Raw genomic sequence first — 20,101 nt, 5'->3', positions numbered from 1 at the left:
AATGAGACACGGACATTGTAGATTGTGACAAATATTTACAATACATTTGTTGAGAAGTGGTTGGTCATTAGGACGAATAGTTGCCGCATGCGTGCGTTTATGGAACACCGCATGAATAAGTATTTGATATAGGGTTTGTGCCATTATTTATCGTGTTAGTATGTTGCAAATATAATCAAAATAGTTATTGAATGGTATTATTTCACCATTTTTTCATGTCATTTTTATTCCATTTCTCATTTATCCATTTGGAGTGATGGTGCCATTTACAAAAAGTACAACCCCCAAGGGGGTAGCATCCCACACACCTTGCTCCCCAGGGTAGCCTCCTATCGTCGGCAACCCTGGGCTATCAAGAGTACAACCCCGGTGGGGTTGCCGCATCATTGTCCATTCATCATCATACCATAGCATAGGGATGATGCGCGACAACACGATGTATAGGCAATACCACCACGAGGAATCGCCCCACAAATGGCTGGGCATGCGCGTGGAAAGGCGCAGGAGAAGTTACCCCGAAGGGGTTATACACTCGAAAGGGCAGAGTTGATGAGCGCAGCGAAAGCTACACTGCCTTGATGGAATCCCACACACATGCCTACCCCCTTGGGGGTTGTATATCTCTTTTTTGCGCTATTGCAGATATCACACTCGTCCCTTTCGGAACGCATACACCAAATAAAAATCACATGAAAATTTTGCATATCCAAAACTTTATACTACCTTTGCACCCGCAATTAGGCAAAACCTAAATGTGATGGCGGGATAGCTCAGCTGGTTAGAGCGTCGGATTCATAATCCGGAGGTCGTGGGTTCGGGTCCCACCCCCGCTACATTCAACGTCAAGGAGTTACGGTTTCACCGCAACTCCTTTTTCTTTTATCGGGGAAAGCAATGAAAAATGAAGAGGATTTGTAAAGTCCTTCATCCACCATTTTGGGGCATATTCATCTGCATACCATACAAATCCAAACCAAGATTAAATAGCATCGCAAAGGCTTACGCCGTTCGGAAATTCTTGTTTTCTCGTTCTTTCCCTACAACAACTTCTCTATGATATCCCAATAGCGCAATACGAGATTGTAGTTATAAACTTTAGGGTGGAACGAATCGCGCACCTGTTTCCAAAGGATTGATGCAACTTTCAGTTTATTAGTGAAGACTGCATTCCGTGAATCTGCACAAAAATCCTTCAAAAACTGATTCCATTGACAAGAACAATGATCATAATGAGCATAAGAAGAACATCCATTATAGATATCCAACATATCTTGAAGCGTAAATGAATGGTCATGCTCACGTTTTACTTTCCGCCATGCAGTTGCCATATCTGCTGTGAACTTGAAATGGGCTTTGCCGGTATAATCAGAGAATAGCTTCCGGAAAGAAGCATTCAATGCAAAACCACAATCCAGTAAAGGAGTTGCTAAAGAGATTTGATGGAGAGGAACTTTTATGGCATTCGGTTCACTTTCTTTGCCTGTTCGATGTGCTATCAAATTTCCATTGAAGTATTCTTTTATATAGGAATTCAGTTCTTGTTTCGTTCCCACATATTCTATCCCCAACTGCTTGCATATATCCGACAAATCTTTCCGATACCAATAATACCGACTAAACACCTCAAAAGAGCGGATAGACTTCAATTCTATATGATTTTTCTTTACCATATTTCTAAACTTTAATGGACACAACCCAGTGCATCTTCACAGTTCACGCAAATTCAAGAATCAAGAAAACGAGATTTAAAAAGCGCATACAAGGTGGATTCTTTAAGTTCGTCGGCGGTAATATGGAAATAATATTTTCCATAGAGATGGGCAAAAGGGTCATAAATCGTCGAACGGTCATGATGAATGCAGACATAGACGCGCTCATTGAAATCGAGCACATTGGAATGTAGAAAAAGCCATTGTGCTACTGTTTTTAATAGTTTCCCATACTTTCGACAGAGTGAATCAGTGTCTGTTTCCGGCTGAAAAAATTGAAAGTTGAAACCATTGTAATGTGTGGATAATATCACAGAAGGCATGTTGCGCTCATCTTGTTCTGCGGTTTCAATCGCCCAACTTTCTTCCAATTCATAAGATTTAAAATGTTTCGTAAGTGAGTCTATCTGCGGAAAGAGCCGCCTGATGGTTTCAGGATTATTCTTTCGTACCGCTATACATACTTGTTCAAGGACATCTGTTAAACTACCGGCAGCGACATCGGCATTCCTTATGGAGTATTGTGCGCCATCTTGCATATCGAAGAGGAAGCAGGTTTTTAAAAAGCCCAGCCGCTTACGAACAAGATATGTGGACGAAAATACGGCGAAACGCAATAAAGATGAAACTTTTATTTGACAAAGACTGTCATCATCAATGGTGTACACCTGCTTGAAATCTTTGAGAGCCAGCGTCTTTTTCCTTTGTCCCAAGTGGCTTCCCTTGATAACTTGTAAGGCATATAATTCTTTTTGCCCATCCACCACAATATATTGTTGCGAAGCGTCGGGATTAAAAAGTGCTTTCAAGCGTGAGGCATACAGCTCATAATCCTGTTTATCACATGGAGAAAGGCGCACTTGTGCTAATGCCGGAGTCGCCATAAGAAGGAGGAGATATAGCCAATATTTCATTCGTTTTTATGATTTATTTTTACGATACTACCATGCTGACGTGCTTGTTTAACACGTGTTCGGGAAAAAGAGTGCCAGCTTATTCCGACCTAAATTCAGATATACTTGCACCCGCTTTACAGCACAAAGATAAAGAAAAGGTGCATAACAGCAAAAAAACAAAAGGATTATACTCCCTACTGCATTAGAATTAGCCAAGAAAGATGCAATGCGGTTAGGCCCGTTCACCTATTGATTTGCAGCAATATGCTTCAAGACTTTTGGAAGCATACAGCCTTACAGGCTCGTCATTGCAACAACAGAAGAAAGAAAATGCAGCTTCGTTGACCTACAGCTATGGGGAAAGATAAGAATATTCTCTTGGCAGGAATGCGCTCAACTACCACTAAATTCACTTCATCAAGCTATAATATTCCTTAAAATATGGCATTCGAAAGAATATAAAGCCAACTATTATTTGTAATTTTGCGTTATCAAAACCAAGAGTTTTATAGAAGTTTTCAGAAATAAGATTGTTGATAACGATATTCAACCGAATAAAAAAGTAACTGTTTTTCAAAGGCAATAATATAGTATAAGATAGGTATGAAGATTAAAAATTATTTGTATGTAGCCACACTTGCAGTAGCGCTTACCGCTTGTGGTGGCGGTGGTGGAATGCCCAACTTTGGCAATAACGAATTCCCTGTAGAAACGATTGGTTCGAATAGTGCTTCGCTTCAATCGACCTATCCCGCAACAATTCGTGGTATTCAAGACGTAGAGGTGCGGCCAAAGGTATCGGGCTTCATCACCAACGTCTATGTTCATGAAGGGCAAGCGGTATCGGCTGGTCAGTTGTTGTTTACCATTGACAGCGAAACCTATCGTGCAGCGGTACGGCAAGCGCAAGCCGGTGTGAACACGGCTACGGCACAATTGAACACAGCACGCTTGACTTACGAGAACAATAAAAAGTTGTTCGACAAGAAAGTGATTGGACAATATGAGCTTTCTACGGCGCAAAACGCGTTCACAACCGCACAAGCTGCCTTAGCACAAGCACAAGCTGCGCTGGCATCGGCTAAGGAAACGTTGAGCTGGTGCCAAGTAAAAAGTCCGTCAGCAGGTGTGGTTGGAAGCCTACCTTATAAGAAAGGAGCTTTGGTAAGCGCCTCTTCTGTAGATGCCTTGACGACCGTTTCGGACATCAAAACGGTTGAAGTGTTCTTCTCTATGGCTGAAAGTGACATCTTAGATATGACAAAAGCGGCAGGCAACGTAGCTGCTGCACTGAAGGATTTACCCGCTGTGAAGTTGCAGTTGGCCGACGGAACAATTTACAATCACCCCGGAAAGGTGGTGAAGATGAGTGGCGTTATCAACGCATCTACCGGCGCTTATTCGCTCATTGCACACTTCGATAACCCCGAAAAGTTGCTGAAGAGTGGCGGTTCGGGTACGATTATCATTCCTCGTACCAGCCAACATGCGATTGTTATTCCACAAGAAGCTGCTACATCGGTGCAAGATAAATTGTTTGTTTACAAAGTGGGTGCAGACAATAAAGTGAAATACACTGAGATAAAAGTTAATCCACAAAACGATGGGAACACCTATATTGTAACCGATGGCTTAGCTGTTGGCGACCGCATCGTGCTGAAAGGCTTGACCAAACTGAGCGACAACATGCAGATTAAGCCCATCAGCTTGGCACAATACAATAAGAGTATCAACGACGCTGCGAAGTTAGGTGAGAAGCAAAGCTCCGCAGGTGGCTTTGTAAAAACGATGCAAGGTAAATAAAAAAGGAAAGGTTTATGACTTTTACAAACTTCATTAAGCGCCCCGTACTCTCGACGGTTATCTCGGTATTCTTCGTGCTATTGGGTGCTATCGGCTTGGTTTCGCTGCCTATTGAGCAGTATCCAAACATTGCACCGCCTACTATTTCGGTGATGACTTCGTACACCGGAGCCGATGCTCAGACGGTATTAAACTCTGTTGTCACACCTTTGGAGGAGAGTATCAATGGTGTTGAGAACATGACTTATATGACATCGACGGCAACAAACTCGGGTATGGCGTTAATAACGGTCTATTTTAAGCAAGGAACGAATGCCGACATGGCGGCTGTCAACGTGCAGAACCGTGTGCAACAGGCACAGGCTTTGCTCCCAGCCGAGGTTACACGTGTGGGTGTTACGGTGTCGAAACGCCAGTCGTCCAACGTGATTATGTATTCGCTGACGACGGAAGATGGGCGCTATAACGGTCAGTTTCTGACAAACTATAACAACATTAACATCGTTCCTCTGCTGAAACGTATCAAAGGTGTGGGCGATGTTCAGACCCCAGGTATGGAAACCTATTCGATGAGAATATGGCTACAACCTGACAAGATGAAGCAATATGGCCTCATTCCTTCAGATATTTCGGGAGTATTGGCTGAGCAAAATATCGAAGCGGCACCGGGTTCTTTGGGCGAAAATGGTTCGGTTGCCTATGAATATGCACTGCGTTATAAGGGTCGTTTGAAGCAAGCTTCTGAGTTTGAGAATATCCTTATCACCAGTTCTACCACTGGACAGACCCTGCGTTTGAAGGATGTTGCCAAGATAGAACTTGGTTCATTGATGTATAATGTGAGCCTGATTAACAACGGACATCCCGCTGTTATGGGTATGGTGAACCAGATTGCAGGCTCGAATGCTACCGACATTGCACGCGATGTGAAGGCAGCTTTGAAAGAGGCCAGCGAGAGTTTCCCACCGGGAATGGAATATACGATTGAACAGGATACCACGGAATTCCTCTTTGCTTCTATCGAAGAGGTGGTTACAACCTTGTTCATTACGTTGGCATTGGTATTCATTGTGGTATATATCTTCCTGCAAGATATGCGCTCAACGCTCATTCCTTTGATTGCCGTTCCTGTGGCTTTGATTGGAACTTTCTTCTTCCTTTGGGTGTTTGGCTTCTCGATTAACTTGCTGGTACTGTCGGCTTTGCTTTTGGCTATTGCCATTGTAGTCGACGATGCCATTGTGGTTGTGGAGGCCGTTCATGCCAAATTAGACCAAGGTTATGACAATGCTTTGACAGCATCTATCGATGCCATGAACGAAATTTCAGGTGCAATCATCTCCATTACACTTGTGATGGCTGCCGTATTCGTGCCCGTTTCGTTCTTAGGTGGTACTTCAGGAACCTTCTATCGCGAGTTTGGTGTGACGATGGCACTATCAATTGTCATCTCAGCTTTGAATGCATTGACACTTTCTCCCGCCTTGTGTGCCATTTTATTGAAGCCGCATGACCAAGAGAAAAATGCACATAACGATAGCTTTGTGAGCCGGTTCCACAGTAATTTCAACCGCGTTTTCGACAAAACCACCAACAAATATAAAAACATTGTAACCAAGATTATTGGCAAAAAATGGTTGGTTGCAGCTGCAATAGCGATAGGATTTGTCGTATTAGGCATAACAATGGCCACCACAAAGACTGGTCTTGTGCCCAACGAAGACACGGGAACTTTGTTTGTGATGATATCGGCTAACCCTGGAACAAGCCAGGAACGGACACGCGAAATCGTGAAAGAAGTCGACCAAATGCTGGCTACTAACCCCGCTATTCAGCGTCGTGAAGGTATCGTTGGCTACAACTTCATCGCCGGACAAGGCTCCGATCAAGCCACCTTTATCATCAAACTCAAACCCTTTGAAGAGCGTTCGGGTGGTTTCTTTGCACGCATCAAGCATGCCATCACGCAGGGAGATCCCATGGCTTTAATCGTAAATCCCTTGGAAGCTAATTCGGTTCTGGGCATGATTTACAAGCAAACGGCAAGCATTAAGGATGCTCAAATCTTGGCTTTTGGTCCACCTATGGTACCAGGTTTCTCCATGCAGAATGGTATTACCATGACGATGGAAGACAAAACGGGTGGTGATTTGAATAAATTCTTCAACATAACGCAAGACTTTTTGAAAGAATTAAATACCCGACCCGAGATACAAACGGCGATGACTACCTACAATCCTAACTATCCACAGTATATGGTTGATGTCGATGTTGCCAAGACAAAGCAGGCCGGAATATCGCCAACCGTGGTGCTTTCTACGCTGCAAGGCTACTTAGGAGGTATGTATGCATCCAACTTTAACGCCTATGGTAAGCTCTTCCGCGTGATGATTCAGGCACCGGCCAGCGACCGTTTGCGCCCCGATCAGTTGAGCAATATCTACGTTCGCACAGCAAATGGGCAGATGTCTCCTGTGTCAGAGTTCTGCACACTGAAGCGCGTTTATGGGCCTTCAAACATTGCTCGTTTCAATTTGTTCACCGCTATCAACGTGAGTGTGACGCCCAATACGAAATATTCTTCAGGACAAGCCATGCAAGCGATTGCTGAAGTAGCAAAGAATACGCTGCCCCAAGGCTATGGTTATGAATATTCCGGCCTGACACGTTCTGAAGCAGAGAGCAGCAATACCACTGCGATTGTGTTCGTTTTGTGTCTGCTTTTCGTTTATTTGATCTTGAGTGCACAGTATGAAAGCTACATTCTTCCGTTAGCTGTAGTGCTGTCTATCCCCTTCGGATTGGCGGGTGCATTCCTCTTTACACAACTCTTCGGTCACTCCAACGACATCTATATGCAGATCTCGCTCATCATGTTGATTGGTCTTTTGGCTAAGAATGCCATCTTGATCGTAGAGTTTGCCTTGGAAAGACGCCGCACAGGTATGGCCATTCGCTATAGTGCCATCCTCGGAGCAGCAGCTCGTTTGCGCCCAATCCTCATGACCTCATTGGCCATGGTCATTGGTTTGCTGCCCTTAATGTTTGCCAGTGGTGTCGGAAAGAATGGTAACCAGACCCTCGGTGCAGCAGCAGTTGGAGGTATGTTGATTGGTACACTCTGCCAAGTATTCATCGTTCCGGCACTCTTTGTCATCTTCCAATGGTTGCAAGAAAAGCTCAGTCCGCTGAAGTTTGAAGATGATCATAACGCAGAAGCCGAGGCCGAACTCAAGCAATATGCACGCACATTTGGAGTGAAGATTACGGATAAAAACAAATAAGCATCGTATGAAAAAGATATATAGTCACATGATACTTCTGGCGCTTGCAACCGTCTCGTTGACGGGTTGCAAAGCCCTTTATGGGAAATATGAGCGCCCAGAACTCAAAACAAGCGGCTTAATTCGCGATATTACATCTGATCGCGACACCTTAGCCGCAACAGATACATCCAGCTTTGCCAACATACCTTGGCGCAGTGTGTTCACCGATCCGCAACTACAAAAGCTCATTGAGCAAGGTTTAAACCACAATCCTAACTTGCTTAACGCTGCGCTGAATGTGAAAATGGCTGAAGCTCAGCTCCAAGCGGCAAAGCTTTCGTTTCTTCCTTCGGTAGCATTTACCCCACAAGGAACCCTCTCTTCATGGGACGGAAACAAAGCAAATAAGATTTATAGCCTGCCGATTCAAGCCAGCTGGAACGTTGATTTGTTTGGCACCTTGCTTTCATCGAAACGCTCTGCACAAGTAGCTTTGCTGCAAAGCAAAGACTATCAAGTGTCGGTGCAAACGAAACTCATCGCCAATATCGCCAATATGTACTACACACTCCTCATGCTCGACAAGCAATTAAACATTGTAACCGACATGGAGAAACTCACGAAAGATACATGGGACATCATGGTGTTGCGGAAAGATGCAGTAGCAGGTGTGCGGTCAACAGCTGTGCAACGTGCCGAATCGAGCTATTATTCGGTGCTCACACAGAAGACAGATATCAAGCGACAGATACGCGAAACGGAGAACGCCCTATCGCTACTCTTAGGCCAACAGGCGCAAACCATTGCACGAGGTTCGCTCGATCAACAGACACTCCCTGCGAAATTCTCCACCGGCATAGGCCTACAGCTACTCAAGAATCGCGCAGATGTGCATGCCGCAGAAATGAATTTGGCACAATGTTTCTACAATGTTCAGACGGCACGCAGCCGCTTCTACCCTGCACTTAATATCAGTGCATCGGGTGCTTTCACCAACAATGGCGGCATGGGCATCGTCAATCCGGGCAAATGGTTGCTCACAGCGGTCGGCTCTTTGACGCAACCTATTTTCCAAAATGGCAAGCTCGTTGCCGGATTAAAGGTGGCTAAGGCACAATATGAGCAAGCTTATAACAACTGGCAGAATAGCGTTTTGGCAGCAGGAAATGAGGTAAGCAACGCCCTTATTCAATATAATTCGGCCGAAGAGAAATCAAAAATCGAGGCAAAACAAATTGAAGTGCTCAAGCAAAACGTCAACGACACACGCGAATTAATGGCCAGTGCCGGCAGCACCTATCTCGAAGTCATCACCGCAGAGAGCAGTTTACTCAACGTGCAGCTCACAAAGATTGCCGACGATTTCAGCAAAATGCAAGCCGTTGTCAACCTGTATAGTGCCTTAGGTGGTGGCGCAAAATAGGTCATACGACAGCTTCTATCACACAATATTTCACATTAAACAATTAAAATATGGCAAGTGAAATCAGTCCCAAAGCAGAAATTGCCGCTAATGTAAAGATTGGTGACAACTGCAAAATATATCCCTTCGCCTACATCGAAGACGATGTTGTCATTGGCGACAACTGCATTATCTATCCCTTTACCAGTGTTCTTACTGGCACTCGAATGGGAAACAACAACCAAGTCTTTCAAGGTTCGGTGCTCGGAGCCGCTCCACAAGACTTTAATTACAATGGCGCCAAGACCGAACTCATCATTGGCGACGACAATATCATTCGCGAAAATGTGGTCATCAACCGCGCTACTTACGAAGGTGGACAAACCGTTATTGGCAACAACAACTTCCTTATGGAGGGCAGTCACATCTCTCACGACACCAAAGTGGGCAACTATTGCATCTTCGGATATGGCAGTAAGATTGCCGGCGACTGCGTCATTGGCGACTATGTAGTGCTCAGTAGCAGCGTGATTGAGAATGCAAAAACCCGCGTAGGGAGCTATGCGATGGTGCAAGCCGGCACAACTTTCTCAAAAGATGTACCACCTTATATTATAGCAGGGGGTAATCCTGTGCAATATACAGGCACGAACAAGGTCACCATGGAGCAGGTAAATTTCGACCCCAAGGTGCAGAGACACATCGCAAATGCCTATCGTTTGCTCTTTCATGGGCAGACAAGCGTCTTCGATGCAGTGCGACAAATTGAAGAACAGGTGCCCGATGGCCCCGAAATTCGCGCACTCATAGCCTTCGTGAAGGCAACAAAAATAGGAATTATCAGTAAACTATAATCATACCTATACGAGTGATATCCTATCATTCATGAGAGGAATTTCCGGGAGGAAGTTCCTCCATTTTCGTCTTAACAGATGTAAGAACACCCCACCCTTTTCGCTAAACGCCACCAGAGGAACAGAAAACACATGCCACACACAACCTTATCCCGACGCGGCTCATCACACCATTCCTGGTTTATCGGGGGTAAATTTACCACCATGAGCGTGCAAAAACAGGGTTTTCAAGGCCGAAATGCGACAAAAAATAACAAAATCTGCCAAAATGCTAAAAAGAAACGACTTTTTGATAAGTGTAGTCTTAACTTTTATCTATATCTTTGCAACGAAAAGAAAAAGATTAGTTTTTTTTAGTGGTTAATTTAGTTTTAGTAAGTATCGATAAGACTTGTCGTGATGACAAGCCTTATTTTTTTATATCTTTGCAGACAAAAAGAAATGCAAAATGAAACAATTCCTGATTACATGCCTACTCATTTTAGGCTTCACCTCGGCCACTGCAGAGACTTATATGGCACGAAACAGCGTTCGTTACGTGCGCCATCATGCCGTATACACCAATGAGAAAGGCGAAATGAACGTGGTGGATATTAACTTAGAGTGGCCTGAATGGCTCGATTTCAATCTGCAAAGCCCCTTGAAACAAAGGCTCAATCAATTGCTATGGTATAGTTCTCTCGAAGACCTAACAAGCAATATGCAGGCCGAACTTCAAAACTATGGACACCGTCTCACACAGCAACTCGACAGCCTTCCCGACGACAGCAAGTTCTGTTATGCTACCTATCGTCTCACGAAGTTGGGCTTTTCAGAGGGCCGTTACGTCTCTTTTCTCGTTGAGAAGCACATTGTTCCTGCGGCTTTATCTTCGCAAAAGGCCTGCCATCATTTAGCCGTACTCACCTACGACCTGCAACAGCAACACCTATTCAATGGCGAAGAATTATTCAAAAGTGCGGCTATTCTCAACAACGATTACAACGCCTATGTCTTTGGAAACGCTCTGACTGCCGGACTCCAGCAACCTCTTGGTGGCGAGATTGCAGCACAAGTGATACTCGGGCCGGCTCCCATCAACGACGAAGTGATGCAGTTTTTCATCGGTCAAGATAGCACCCATCTCGTTGCATCCGTGCTTCCTACCATGCCATGGAAACGCTTTCTCACCAAACCTTTCAAAGCATTATTGAAAGAAAAAGCACTCCCTGCGAGCTATGACTCGCCTATTCCCATGCTCATTCCATGGGCAAACGACACCACTATCTGCCAAAATCCCGACACACCCGCTACCTTTTCCGCTCAAGGGCAATCGCTATCAGACTATATTACGGCGCATCTTTCGCTTCCAAAGGCCACAGAATACGAGGGACTTTCAAAGCAAGGCGTGGTGTGCTTCATCGTAGAAAACGACGGCACATTAAGCCAATGCGTGATGCAACAAACCCTATCTCCCTCGGCCGATCGTGCCCTTGTCGATGTATTGTTTGCAATGCCGCATTGGAAACCCGCAACACAATCTGGCAGAAAGGTGCGCAGCGTGGTGCAACTTCCCATCAAACTCAAATAATTTGTTGCAATCTATAAGCGATTGATATGGTTTTTAACGAAATTGATATAAATCAATTCTGTTAACATTCAAAGACGCAATTTTACACCTCTAAACAGCTTTCAATTTAAAAGTAATGGGTATAAAAAGAGGCTTCTCTATCACAATAGGATACCGCAAGGAGCAATTCGAGCGCGACCCGCTCCTTTCCCGTCCCTATTAGTCTATCATGCTTTTTAAAATCATAAGCAAAAAGCACAAAAATGATACACTTTTAAATTGAAAGTGCACAACCTATTTCAACTCATTTTCAAGGTAAAATTATTTGCAAAATAGTGTTAAGAATTAGAACAACTATTATGCTTTTTCTCTATATTTGCAACAGAAAAAATACTCTAACCTAAAAGAATTACAATTATGAAGCAAGGACTATTGATAACAGTAATGGCACTTTTCTCTGTTGTTAGCTATGCACGCAAACACGTTTCAGAAAATGCTACCGTAGTGGCCGATACGATTTATTATGCAGCCGATATGTCGCGCGTGCAAAATAGCGAGCAAGCCGAGTACTATCGCCTTTTGATGCAGCAGAACAAAGGCATTGGAAAGGTTGACGTTTTCCAGGATTTCTATATCAATGGTCAACTGAAAGCCGAAGGCGAATATAGTTTTATCGACTTAGGAAACGATGCAAATACCATTCTCAATGGCGAGGTTACAACCTATTATCAGAATGGAAAAGAAAAATGGCATGGCAAATATGTCAACGGAAAGCGGAATGGCTATTTCACACTTCATTTGCGTGAAGGTGGCATTGCTGTGGTACAATTTAAAGATGGAAAGTCAATGCATGACCATTTTATGGTAACATTGCCTGATGGTGCAATGGAAAAACGCCCCATAAAGGAATTAAAAGCATTGATGTAGAAAGATATTTTTCTCTCATGAATTAGATATGTTTAAGTCTCAATTGAAACATCTCTAAACTAAAAGTGCTCGCTTCGTGAGAAGTGAGCACTCTTAGTTTTCACCACATGATAGGCACTTGCCTGTCCATTATCCATGAAGCGACCAACCAAAGGCCACTAAATGAGCAAACTTATCGACGCGATATTATAGCGCAAACAAGTCCACTTTGCACAACAATTACAATGCTTTTATAAGACAATTGCTATCATTTTTTTAAACCCATAAAAAAAGACTTGTAGCGTGTATCTACAAGTCTTTAAGTGAATCATCTAATATTTCGTTCAATGGTAGCATTACAAAATCTCGTTCATACATGTGAGGATGCGGAATAATCAAGTCCGATTCATTGACATGCGCATCGTCATACAACAAAATATCAATATCTATCAAGCGGTCGACATAGTGACCATGCGCGCTCTTTTGTGTTCGTCCCAACTGTATTTCAATCTGTTTTGTTGTCGCTAACAGCTGCAAAGGCGACAGTGAGGTGGCCATACAGACGCAGAGATTGAGAAACATGTGGGACGATTCAAAGCCCCATGGTGTGGTTTCATGCACCGAAGAGCGACGCAACAGCGCGCCCACTTGCTCCTGAAGCAAGCGCAAGGCGCGTTCAAGGTTGTCTTCGCGCGAACCTAAATTGGTGCCTAAGCTCAAATAAATGGTATGCACGAACGACCCTTTAATCGTTCAAAATGAGCAAGGCATCGCCGTAACAGCCAAACTTATAGCCATGCTCTACAGCCAAACGATAACACTCCATCACAGCATCATATCCACCAAATGCAGCCGTTTCCATCAACAATGTGGACAAAGGATGATAGAAATTGGCCACCATTGCATTGGATAGACCGAAATCATAAGGAGGAAAGATAAACTTATTCGTCCACCCATCATACTCTTTCAGCATGCCATCGGTACCAACTGCTGTTTCTGTAGCTTTCACAACGCTGGTACCCACAGCAAGAATACGTTTCCCTGCACGCTTTGCCTCATTTACAATCTGACAAGCCTCAGCATGAATCAGCATTTGTTCTGAGTCCATCTTATGCTTGGTTAAGTCCTCAACTTCGATAGGATTGAAAGTTCCTAAGCCGCAATGCAATGTGATAAAAGCATGATGAATACCCCTGATTTCCATACGCTTCATTAGTTCACGGCTGAAATGAAGGCCTGTAGCAGGTGCCGTTACCGCACCTTCTGCCTGGGCAAAAACGGTTTGGAATTGTTCTAAATCCTCGGCAGTTGCGTGATGATCATCACGATGATCAATGACATAGCGTGGTAAAGGTGCCTCACCTAATGAATAGAGCTCGCGTTTAAACTCCTCATGATCGCAATCATAAAGAAAACGCAAGGTGCGCCCACGACTGGTGGTATTATCGATAACCTCGGCGACCATGGAGCCCGTATCATCAAAAAAGAGTTTGTTACCAATACGGATTTTGCGAGCAGGCTCAACCAAAACATCCCATAAACGCATTTCAGCATTGAGCTCACGTAGCAAAAACACTTCTATTTTGGCATCGGTCTTTTCCTTTGTTCCATAGAGACGCGCTGGAAAAACCTTTGTATCATTGAAGATAAAGGTATCACCTTCATCAAAATAGTCTAAAAGATTGCGGAAGTCCAAATAATCTCCTTCAATAGGTTTCCCATCTGCATCCTTGTGAAAAAGTTCGATTTCACCAGACTTAGTATGCAAAACCATCAAACGACATTCATCGCGTCGCGTTACATGGAAACGCTCAACACTGCCATCTTCGTTTTTAAACTCCCGCGTGAAGCTATGGGGATAGAGCGCAATGAGCTCTTGGGGTAAATTGAATTTGAATTGCGATAACTTCATATATCTCGTTTCTTTAAGTTTCTTTTTCGCCTAACCAAGCCAAAATATTTTCGTAATCAAGGCAGGTATCGACCGTAAATGCACCCACACGCGTGCGTCTCAATTCTGTTAAATAGGCACCACTTTGCAACGCTCTGCCCAAATCGCGCGCCAAAGCACGAATATAAGTTCCTTTTCCACACACGACACGGAGCTGTAATTGCATGCGTTCAGCATCAAAATGCAGCACTTCTATCTGCTCTATATGCACTTGTTTGGGCTTCAATTGCACGGATTCACCTGAACGACGCAGGTCATAAGCACGCTCACCTTTCACCTTTACAGCACTATAAGTGGGTGGAGTTTGAAGAATATCACCCACAAACTGAGCCAACTTTTCATCAATTAGGCCACGTGTAATATGAGCTGTTGCAAACGTTTCGTTAACTTCATGCTCCATATCATAGCTTGCTGTTGTCGCTCCTAACTGCAAGGTAGCCACATATTCTTTCGTTTGTCCTTGAAATTCTTCAATGCGTTTGGTAGCCTTTCCTGTACAAAGAATGAGCACACCTGTAGCCAATGGGTCTAAAGTCCCTGCATGGCCTATCTTCACTTTGTAGCCCAATGCTCGAGAAAGCACATAGCGTACATGGGCTAAAGCCCCAAAACTCGATACCCGATAGGGCTTATCTATTGCAAAAATCTCGCCTGCTTTGAAATCCATCAGTCAACCATTGTCAAAGAATGCCCTGTGGCTAAGAGCACAAGGATTACCAAACCGACGATAATTCGATACCAACCAAAGGCTTTAAAACCATATTTCGCCAAGAAAGCTACAAACCATTTCATGGCAAAGATGGCTACGAGAAATGCGATGATGCAGCCCAAAAGCAACAGCTTTATATTGGTAGTTGTGGCCCAATTGGTACCCTCTTTAAACATTTCTAACAAATCTAATAATGTCGCACCGGCCATCGTTGGAACCGCTAAGAAGAATGAAAACTCAGCAGCCCGCTTGCGCGTTAGCCCCTGTTGCATACCACCTACGATAGTAGACATACTGCGACTCATACCAGGAATGACCGACAAACACTGGAAACAGCCAATTTTAAAGGCACGTTTCCAATTCACATCTTCTGTCTTATCCGTCGTGTCGAACAGCCTATCACAGAACAACATGAACACACCTCCTAATACTAAGGTGATAGCTACAACGGTAACACTATCTAAAAGCCAATCTAAAAGCCCACTCTTTTTAGCCAACAAGCCCACTACAACAGCTGGAAAAACGCCAACTATCAGTAGCCCATAGAACTTCAACTTTGCTTGAAGCTCTTCCTTTGTACGCATTTGAAAGAACCGTTTCCAATACAAACACACCACAGACAGGATGGCTCCAAACTGAATAATAAAGGTGAATGCATGCACAAAGGGGTCACCTTTAGGCACACCTAAGAGATTTTGGGTGATAATCATGTGCCCTGTTGACGAGACCGGAAGGAATTCCGTCAGCCCTTCTACAATGGCAATGATAATGGTTTGAATGAAATCCATAAGCCTTATTCGTCTTGTTTCGTCTTAGGCTTATGCATAATCGCATAAATAATAGAAATAAATCCGAGAAAACAAACTACAGGTGCCACCTTTATTCGCAGGGGACTAAAGATATTTTCATCGAAAGTTGTCTCGGTAGAACCGCCACCACTCATCAAAATAAAGCCTAATATCACTACACACATGCCCACAGCCAATAATATAAAATTGACCTTGTCAAAGGCAAAATTCTTCTTATCCATTTTATTTAACTATTGTATTTGCAGTCGCATCACATGCATATAAGGCCACTGCTTGGACTGCGTTTACTATTCATCATATCTTATAAAGCTCGCTGGCCTTCATCTTTAAGAACTTCGTTACTGAGAGGTTAGCACAAATACCCGTAATGACTATACCAAAAAAGAACACCGAAACAATCGTTATGGCAATCACTTCAGGCGTAATAACCAACAGAACATCAGGTTCAGAACAATACAAAGCATACACACACGCGCCCAGAACGCCCACTGCAATCAACGCAGCTATCACACCAACAGCAATAGCACGACATACAAAGGGACGACGAATGAAGCTCCAAGAAGCACCAACCAATTTCATAATATGGATGGAGAACCGTCGGGAATAAATGTCTAAACGCGTAGAACTATTAATGAGTGAGAATGAGACAAATGTGAGTAGTGCGGCTAACACTAAAAGTACAACACTAAACTTTTGTAGCTTTTGGTTCACACTTTCTACCAAGCCACGCTCATAACTCACCTTTCCCACTTTAGGATAGCGCTGTAACTCTTTAGTTATCCACGCTAAAGAATCATTATTTGCATAATCACCTTTCAATCGAATCTCTATGGAACTCAAGAAAGGGTTCATGCCAATAAACTCCGAAGGATCAGTGCCCATGGCACGCTTTTGCTCTTCTAAAGCCTGCTCTTTACTAATAAAATTTACTTTTGTTATATAAGGATAGTGCCGCAACTTTGCACAAACTTGCTGTGCTTCTGAATGCGTTACATCATCCTGAAACGTCATTGTAACTACCAAATTCTCTTTTACATACGTCGACATATTGCGTGCTGCAAACACTGAAAGCACAACCATTCCTAACAAAATCAGCACCATCGCTGTGCTGATACATAGGGTCACAACCTGTAATCCATAACGATTTCCTGACCTTTTATAACGTTGTCTCATCTACGAAAAGTATATACCACACCTAATATCTTGCAAAGGTAATGTAAAAAACAGCGGAGAACAATTGTTTAACGTCCCTTAACGTGATTTTCATCCTAAATCTTTTAAATCCGAAAATGGCTGAGATAGATTATGTATCTTTGTGCTTACTATGAGTACAATTATATACCCCGCCCCTATTTTCGGTCCTGTTCACAGCCGACGTTTAGGCATTTCATTAGGCATAAACCTGATGCCTGCAGATGGAAAAATTTGCACCTTTGACTGTATTTATTGCGAATGCGGATTTAACCAAAGTCACATCCCATCACAACGCAGACCCACCCGCGAGGAGGTAAAACAGAAATTAGAGTGTAAACTTCAAGAGATGGCTCAGCAAAAGCAATATCCCGACGTACTCACCTTTGCAGGAAATGGCGAGCCAACCGCACACCCTAATTTCAAAGAGATTATTCTTGACACCCGAATGTTGCGTGACCAATACTGTCCAGAAGCAAAGATTAGTGTGCTCAGCAATAGCACATTCATCCATCATCCCAATGTGTTCGAGGCACTGATGCTCGTAGATAACAACATTCTAAAGTTAGATACTATCGATGAAAACTATATCCAGCGGGTCGATCGCCCTACAGGGTTGCGTTACAAGGTGGAAGATGTTATCAAAGACATGAAACGCTTTAAAGGACATATTATCATTCAAACGATGTTCTTAAAAGGGAAAGACATGCATGGAAACGATGTAAACAACCTCTCAGACCATTACGTTTTACCCTGGTTAGCGGCCGTCAAAGCCATACAACCCCAATCAGTTATGATTTATACGATTGATAGAGAAACTCCCGACCACACGCTCTTTAAGGCTACACCACAAGAACTTGATGCCATAAAAGAGCGCGTTATCGCAGCTGGAATCTCTTGTTTGGCCTCTTATTAAGATTCAATCACAACCCTATTAAACATATAAAAGGCGAAAGTTGTTACAACTCCCGCCTTTTATAAATACTTAAACAATTATAATATCAGTTCTAAAAATTTCTTATTCAGCTAATTTATTCTCAGAACCTAATACGTCAGTAATCTTATGCTTATACATATCAATCATGTAGTTGCGTGCAACTTTACCATATTGACGTGGGTCAAAGTAGTCTGGATGCTCTGCCAATGTTTCGCGAACACCTGCTGTATAAGCTAAACGTGAGTCTGAATCGATATTAATCTTGCATACTGCACTCTTAGAAGCCTTACGAAGTTGCTCTTCAGGGATACCCACAGCATTAGGCAATTTACCACCGAACTTATTGATGATATCAACATATTCCTGAGGAACTGAAGATGAACCATGCAATACAATGGGGAAACCTGGAAGCTTTTTCTCAATCTCTGCCAATACATCGAATGCCAATGGAGGAGGAACTAAACGACCTGTTTTCGGGTCACGTGTGCATTGTTCTGGAGTAAACTTATATGCACCATGCGAAGTACCGATAGAAATAGCCAATGAATCACAACCTGTACGCGTAGCAAAGTCTACTACTTCTTCAGGCTTTGTATAGTGAGAAACCTCAGCAACTACTTCGTCTTCAACACCTGCTAACACACCTAATTCAGCCTCAACAGTAACATCAAACTGATGAGCATATTCTACAACCTTCTTTGTTAAAGCAATATTTTCTTCGTAAGGAAGTGCAGAACCATCAATCATTACAGATGAGAAGCCCATATCTACACAATTCTTACACAGCTCAAAGCTATCGCCGTGATCCAAATGAAGGGCGATTTCAGGATGTGCGCAGCCCAATTCTTTTGCAAACTCAACAGCACCTTCTGCCATATAACGTAGAAGAGTTGCATTTGCATAGTTACGAGCGCCTTTAGAAACCTGAAGGATAACGGGCGACTTTAATTCTGAAGATGCGGTGATAATTGCTTGAAGCTGTTCCAAGTTGTTGAAATTAAATGCAGGGATTGCATAACCACCTTTGATAGCTCTTTTGAACATCTCGCGCGTATTCACGAGACCCAATTCCTTATAACTTACTGCCATAATTATGATTTTTATTTAAATAAATGAATGTTCTAAATGAATTGTTATCTCCTTTTATAAGTACTGCAAATTTAACATATTCTTTTGAGAGTGCAAAATGTTACTCTTGTTTTTTACTTTTCGAAAGCTTAAAAAGTTTAAAGTCCATGAGTTTATGTTTCTTAGGTTACGAGATTGCCATCTATACATAACAAAGCCTGTTTAATCAAGACATGGTTTCATGGAATTTCCGCAACAATTCTGACGCAAATAACAATACTACGAAATAGCCAAAGAAAGGAATTATAAATGGTGTTATCAAGTTAGATGTATCGGCGATAATGCCCATCAATAAGAAGCCACACCCACCTATTGGCGTCATCATCAACAAAGATGCAGCACTCTTTTTAAGATTTCCCAATCCATTCAACGCCAAAGAAAAAATCGTTGGGAACATGATGGCTTCAAATAAATAATTGGAGATGAGTGCCACCATGCTCACTTTTCCTAAGCCAAGCAACACCACTATCATACAAGTAACGCTACCTGCTGCACAAATGAGCAACAAAATCTCAGCTCGGATATACTGCATCAACCAGCTTCCAACAAAGCGTCCCACCATAAAGAATCCCAGAGCTATTGTTAAAACGACACTGGCTGTATTATCATCCATATAGCCTTCACCCGTCATAAAATTAATAAAATAGCTATTAATTGATATCTCGGACACTTCATAAGCCAACAGAGCAAACAAGCCAAATACAAATAATGGGTGATAACGAAAGAGTTTCATGATGCGTGTCCCTTTCACTTCATCATCGTTTGACTCAGCATGTTTCATCTCAGGAAGATGCACACGCGAGAAGACGAATGCTATAAGGAGCACTAAAATACCTAAGATAGTATAGGGCACCACGACTTCTCTTTCACCAATAGGTGCACCAAAAAGGAATTGTCCCACAATAAATGTGGCAAACAAACTGAGACCTCTGCAAAACCTACCATCCACTCAATTCTCACCCATACACTCTTAGAAGAATAAATCTTTTTG

Annotated in this window: 17 protein-coding genes, 1 tRNA gene and 1 pseudogene; 8 read left to right on the top strand and 11 right to left on the bottom strand. The window is 43.0% G+C overall.

All coding sequences use genetic code 11. The features are described from left to right. Positions 1-240 precede the first annotated feature (240 nt). Complete coding sequence (locus X919_RS16345) at positions 241-486, bottom strand: hypothetical protein (protein ID WP_155949627.1); 246 nt, start codon at positions 484-486, stop codon at positions 241-243. Between the two features lie 273 nt (positions 487-759). On the opposite strand from X919_RS16345, the gene X919_RS0100930 reads away from it, so the two are divergent. Next, positions 760-833 (top strand) — tRNA-Met (locus tag X919_RS0100930). Positions 834-1,037: 204 nt separating this feature from the next. Here the strand turns inward: X919_RS0100930 and X919_RS0100925 are convergent. Both X919_RS0100925 and X919_RS0100920 read right to left on the bottom strand, forming a co-directional pair. Beyond that, complete coding sequence (locus X919_RS0100925) at positions 1,038-1,670, bottom strand: SAP domain-containing protein (protein WP_028898644.1); 633 nt, start codon at positions 1,668-1,670, stop codon at positions 1,038-1,040. A gap of 53 nt (positions 1,671-1,723) precedes the next feature. Continuing rightward, positions 1,724-2,623, bottom strand: coding sequence for a hypothetical protein (locus X919_RS0100920; protein ID WP_028898643.1), 900 nt, complete (start codon positions 2,621-2,623; stop codon positions 1,724-1,726). A 585-nt stretch (positions 2,624-3,208) separates the two neighbouring features. On the opposite strand from X919_RS0100920, the gene X919_RS0100915 reads away from it, so the two are divergent. The 6 genes from X919_RS0100915 (at position 3,209) to X919_RS0100885 (ending at position 12,406) form a co-directional block, all read left to right on the top strand. Beyond that, positions 3,209-4,408: an efflux RND transporter periplasmic adaptor subunit gene (locus tag X919_RS0100915; RefSeq protein ID WP_004380309.1), complete on the top strand. Its 1,200-nt coding sequence runs from the start codon at positions 3,209-3,211 to the stop codon at positions 4,406-4,408. Between the two features lie 14 nt (positions 4,409-4,422). Beyond that, complete coding sequence (locus X919_RS0100910) at positions 4,423-7,692, top strand: efflux RND transporter permease subunit (protein WP_028898642.1); 3,270 nt, start codon at positions 4,423-4,425, stop codon at positions 7,690-7,692. A gap of 7 nt (positions 7,693-7,699) precedes the next feature. Continuing rightward, a complete protein-coding gene (locus X919_RS0100905; protein WP_028898641.1) occupies positions 7,700-9,097 on the top strand; it encodes an efflux transporter outer membrane subunit in 1,398 nt (465 codons plus the stop codon). 50 nt (positions 9,098-9,147) lie between these two features. Then, entirely contained in the window at positions 9,148-9,930 is a 783-nt protein-coding gene (gene lpxA / locus X919_RS0100900) for an acyl-ACP--UDP-N-acetylglucosamine O-acyltransferase (RefSeq protein ID WP_028898640.1), read from the top strand. A gap of 448 nt (positions 9,931-10,378) precedes the next feature. Next, positions 10,379-11,500 (top strand): hypothetical protein, encoded by a 1,122-nt coding sequence (locus X919_RS0100890; RefSeq protein ID WP_028898638.1) that lies wholly within the window; start codon positions 10,379-10,381, stop codon positions 11,498-11,500. A gap of 396 nt (positions 11,501-11,896) precedes the next feature. Then, a complete protein-coding gene (locus tag X919_RS0100885; RefSeq protein ID WP_028898637.1) occupies positions 11,897-12,406 on the top strand; it encodes a toxin-antitoxin system YwqK family antitoxin in 510 nt (169 codons plus the stop codon). A gap of 288 nt (positions 12,407-12,694) precedes the next feature. Here the strand turns inward: X919_RS0100885 and folK are convergent, their stop codons facing one another. The 6 genes from folK to X919_RS0100855 form a co-directional block, all read right to left on the bottom strand. After that, positions 12,695-13,120: a 2-amino-4-hydroxy-6-hydroxymethyldihydropteridine diphosphokinase gene (gene folK / locus X919_RS0100880; RefSeq protein WP_028898636.1), complete on the bottom strand. Its 426-nt coding sequence runs from the start codon at positions 13,118-13,120 to the stop codon at positions 12,695-12,697. Positions 13,121-13,130: 10 nt separating this feature from the next. Then, entirely contained in the window at positions 13,131-14,297 is a 1,167-nt protein-coding gene (gene queA / locus X919_RS0100875) for a tRNA preQ1(34) S-adenosylmethionine ribosyltransferase-isomerase QueA (RefSeq protein ID WP_028898635.1), read from the bottom strand. A gap of 13 nt (positions 14,298-14,310) precedes the next feature. Beyond that, entirely contained in the window at positions 14,311-15,003 is a 693-nt protein-coding gene (gene truB, locus X919_RS0100870) for a tRNA pseudouridine(55) synthase TruB (RefSeq protein WP_028898634.1), read from the bottom strand. Next, positions 15,003-15,833 carry an undecaprenyl-diphosphate phosphatase gene (locus X919_RS0100865; RefSeq protein ID WP_028898633.1) on the bottom strand — a complete coding sequence of 277 codons (831 nt, stop codon included), beginning with the start codon at positions 15,831-15,833 and terminating at the stop codon, positions 15,003-15,005. The genes truB and X919_RS0100865 overlap by 1 nt, the downstream gene beginning before the upstream one ends. Positions 15,834-15,838: 5 nt before the next feature. Continuing rightward, complete coding sequence (locus X919_RS0100860) at positions 15,839-16,075, bottom strand: DUF3098 domain-containing protein (protein WP_028898632.1); 237 nt, start codon at positions 16,073-16,075, stop codon at positions 15,839-15,841. A 73-nt stretch (positions 16,076-16,148) separates the two neighbouring features. Then, the gene (locus tag X919_RS0100855) at positions 16,149-17,027 is read right to left on the bottom strand and encodes a cell division protein FtsX (RefSeq protein ID WP_028898631.1); all 879 of its coding nucleotides are present in this window, start codon (positions 17,025-17,027) and stop codon (positions 16,149-16,151) included. 151 nt (positions 17,028-17,178) lie between these two features. Here X919_RS0100855 and X919_RS0100850 point away from each other — a divergent pair, with 151 nt between their 5' ends. After that, positions 17,179-17,961 carry a radical SAM protein gene (locus tag X919_RS0100850; RefSeq protein WP_028898630.1) on the top strand — a complete coding sequence of 261 codons (783 nt, stop codon included), beginning with the start codon at positions 17,179-17,181 and terminating at the stop codon, positions 17,959-17,961. Positions 17,962-18,063: 102 nt separating this feature from the next. On the opposite strand, the gene X919_RS0100845 is transcribed toward X919_RS0100850, so the two are convergent. Together X919_RS0100845 and X919_RS14505 are read right to left on the bottom strand one after the other, a co-directional pair. Next, the gene (locus tag X919_RS0100845; RefSeq protein WP_028898629.1) at positions 18,064-19,071 is read right to left on the bottom strand and encodes a class II fructose-bisphosphate aldolase; all 1,008 of its coding nucleotides are present in this window, start codon (positions 19,069-19,071) and stop codon (positions 18,064-18,066) included. Positions 19,072-19,276: 205 nt separating this feature from the next. Beyond that, positions 19,277-20,032, bottom strand: a pseudogene (locus X919_RS14505) (glucose/galactose MFS transporter); the annotation flags it as partial. Positions 20,033-20,101 lie beyond the last annotated feature (69 nt).

The organism is Prevotella sp. HJM029 (assembly GCF_000599605.1).
Lineage (GTDB): Bacteria > Bacteroidota > Bacteroidia > Bacteroidales > Bacteroidaceae > Prevotella.
The sequence above is the reverse complement of the archived record's forward strand: the minus strand, read 5'-3'. Positions and strand labels throughout refer to the sequence as shown.

Bases quoted from the DNA above. Each gene is read 5' to 3' on its own strand.
- X919_RS0100845 (WP_028898629.1), bottom strand. From the start codon at position 19,071: ATGGCAGTAAGTTATAAGGAATTGGGTCTCGTGAATACGCGCGAGATG.
- X919_RS0100890 (WP_028898638.1), top strand. From the start codon at position 10,379: ATGAAACAATTCCTGATTACATGCCTACTCATTTTAGGCTTCACCTCG.
- X919_RS0100910 (WP_028898642.1), top strand. From the start codon at position 4,423: ATGACTTTTACAAACTTCATTAAGCGCCCCGTACTCTCGACGGTTATC.
- X919_RS0100915 (WP_004380309.1), top strand. From the start codon at position 3,209: ATGAAGATTAAAAATTATTTGTATGTAGCCACACTTGCAGTAGCGCTT.
- X919_RS0100905 (WP_028898641.1), top strand. From the start codon at position 7,700: ATGAAAAAGATATATAGTCACATGATACTTCTGGCGCTTGCAACCGTC.
- X919_RS0100860 (WP_028898632.1), bottom strand. From the start codon at position 16,075: ATGGATAAGAAGAATTTTGCCTTTGACAAGGTCAATTTTATATTATTG.
- X919_RS0100885 (WP_028898637.1), top strand. From the start codon at position 11,897: ATGAAGCAAGGACTATTGATAACAGTAATGGCACTTTTCTCTGTTGTT.
- X919_RS0100925 (WP_028898644.1), bottom strand. From the start codon at position 1,670: ATGGTAAAGAAAAATCATATAGAATTGAAGTCTATCCGCTCTTTTGAG.
- X919_RS0100865 (WP_028898633.1), bottom strand. From the start codon at position 15,833: ATGGATTTCATTCAAACCATTATCATTGCCATTGTAGAAGGGCTGACG.
- X919_RS0100850 (WP_028898630.1), top strand. From the start codon at position 17,179: ATGAGTACAATTATATACCCCGCCCCTATTTTCGGTCCTGTTCACAGC.
- X919_RS0100920 (WP_028898643.1), bottom strand. From the start codon at position 2,623: ATGAAATATTGGCTATATCTCCTCCTTCTTATGGCGACTCCGGCATTA.
- truB (WP_028898634.1), bottom strand. From the start codon at position 15,003: ATGGATTTCAAAGCAGGCGAGATTTTTGCAATAGATAAGCCCTATCGG.
- lpxA (WP_028898640.1), top strand. From the start codon at position 9,148: ATGGCAAGTGAAATCAGTCCCAAAGCAGAAATTGCCGCTAATGTAAAG.
- X919_RS16345 (WP_155949627.1), bottom strand. From the start codon at position 486: ATGCCCAGCCATTTGTGGGGCGATTCCTCGTGGTGGTATTGCCTATAC.
- X919_RS0100855 (WP_028898631.1), bottom strand. From the start codon at position 17,027: ATGAGACAACGTTATAAAAGGTCAGGAAATCGTTATGGATTACAGGTT.
- queA (WP_028898635.1), bottom strand. From the start codon at position 14,297: ATGAAGTTATCGCAATTCAAATTCAATTTACCCCAAGAGCTCATTGCG.